The following is a 1,851-nucleotide window of genomic DNA, read 5'->3' as shown; positions in this document are numbered from 1 at the left end:
TACTCCGCCCACAGGCTTTTCCTTTTGTTCTTTCAGCCATTGGGATTGCCCTAGTCGCAAGCCTCGCAAGTCGTCTCGGATTTTACCGAAACTGGGGTGGTAGTCTGATTGTCGGCAGTGTACTTGCTGTGGTTTCAGTGATTATCTCTGCACCAATCGTCGTCTATCTCTTTGGCGGTGTCACTGGTACAGGCACGAGCATTGCCACTGGCTTATTGCTTGCTAGTGGTCGCCAAATGATGAGCTCCGTGATGACCACAGGGTTACTATTTGGCATGATTGACAAGATGGGAACCTCACTGATGGTCTACCTCTTGCTGAAAAATCTCCCCTTAACCAAACTCGTCCAATTTCCCTATGGACATTACTTTTTCAGAGGGCAATCCGATGAATTGTAAACTAGTCGAGTGGTACCCCATAACGAAATTAGTTTGGTTAACGGTAATTATAATTAGCGCATTACTGTTAAGCAAATGGCAATTAAATCTAATTATTTGAATGCTTTTATCTATTATCTGTGGTTTAAATGGCAAGTTTAAATTAATACTTAAAAAGCTAATCAAAAGCTTTGGCCTACTCATCATCTTATTACTCATCATCCAAGGCCTGTTTTTTACCTCAGGTGAAGCAGACATTTTTATCGGACCGTTGGCACTGAAAAGCCTCGGCTTAGTTTACGGACTGAATCTATCGAGTGTTATTTTAGTTATCGGGTTAAGTAGTTTTTTGCTGATCGAAACCACCTTGATTAAGGACATGACGTCGGCATTAGAAAAACAAGGCTTAAGCAAAAGAAGTGCCTATGTCGTAATGGCAGCTTTTCAGATTATTCCCGAGCTCCGCCAACAAACCGCGCGCATCGTCGTCGCCCAACAAGCACGGGGGATGCTCGTGACAGGTAGCTTACTTAGTCGGATGCGCGCCTATCTACCGATTATGGGGACGCTTCTCGTCAGTGCAATTGTCGCCACCGAAGAGCGAGCTTTGACCTTAGAAGCACGCGGTTTTTCAACCATCGAAAAGTCTCATATCCGAGAAATAATGCCCCATCCCTATGATAAATGGCTACAACTTCTAGCCGTGATGGTCCTAGTCACTATAAGTGGATGGCAGGTGACAAAATGGTTTTTATAGAACTTAAAAATGTCTCTTACCGCTATCCGATCAGCCAAAAGTTGGCGTTACGTGAGGTTAGCGAAGGCTTTGAGGAAGGCAAGATTTATGGGGTGATTGGTGCCAATGAATCAGGTAAGACCACCTTTAGTCAGCTACTGATTGGCTTTATCCCTCACTTTTATCAAGGGGAGCTAGTCGGCGAGGTGACCTTCGAGAGGCAATCACTTTTGGAACAATCAATCTCTAGCTTAGTCGGGAAAATCGGTTATGTCTTTCAAAATCCTTTTAACCAATTAAGTGGCATTAAAGAAACAGTTTTTGAAGAACTGGCCTATGGCTTGGAGAATTTAGGGATCGAGCCAAAGGAAATGACGAGACGGATAGAAGAAACTCTCCAGCTTTTCAAGCTCGAGGACTTACGCGAGCGCCATCCCTTTAAGCTGTCAGGTGGGCAACAGCAAAGAGTCGCCTTTGCTGCGACCTATGTCATGAATCCCGACGTTTTTGTGCTAGATGAGCCCACCGCTCAGCTTGACCCTGCCAGTAGTCGCGAAATCTATCAGCTGATTGGCTTACTGAAGGAACGAGGCAAGACGGTTTTTATTATTGAGCAGACCGTTGATTTATTAGCACCATGGGTTGATGAGTTATTGTTAATGGATCAAGGAAAAGTGGTGAAGCGGGGAACTTGGCAAACGGTCATCACCTCACCAGAATTTGAAGGATCAGGGGTTC

At 44.8% G+C, this 1,851-nt stretch carries 2 protein-coding genes and 1 pseudogene; all 3 read left to right on the top strand.

Translation table 11 applies throughout. The annotated features are described in order from the left end of the window. Window positions 1-398 (top strand): annotated as a pseudogene (locus AC5KOD_RS02720) (hypothetical protein); the annotation flags it as partial. A gap of 100 nt (window positions 399-498) precedes the next feature. Further along, window positions 499-1,134, top strand: coding sequence for an energy-coupling factor transporter transmembrane component T (locus tag AC5KOD_RS02715; RefSeq protein ID WP_496913004.1), 636 nt, complete (start codon window positions 499-501; stop codon window positions 1,132-1,134). Then, window positions 1,122-1,851: energy-coupling factor ABC transporter ATP-binding protein (locus tag AC5KOD_RS02710; protein WP_496913003.1), on the top strand; the 730-nt coding region annotated here is incomplete at its 3' end. The genes AC5KOD_RS02715 and AC5KOD_RS02710, both read left to right, overlap by 13 nt.

The organism is Vagococcus sp. WN80Y (assembly GCF_059621045.1).
This window is presented reverse-complemented; position numbering and strand designations above follow the sequence as displayed.

Coding starts and splice junctions, on each gene's coding strand:
- AC5KOD_RS02715 (WP_496913004.1), top strand. CDS start 499: ATGCTTTTATCTATTATCTGTGGTTTAAATGGCAAGTTTAAATTAATA.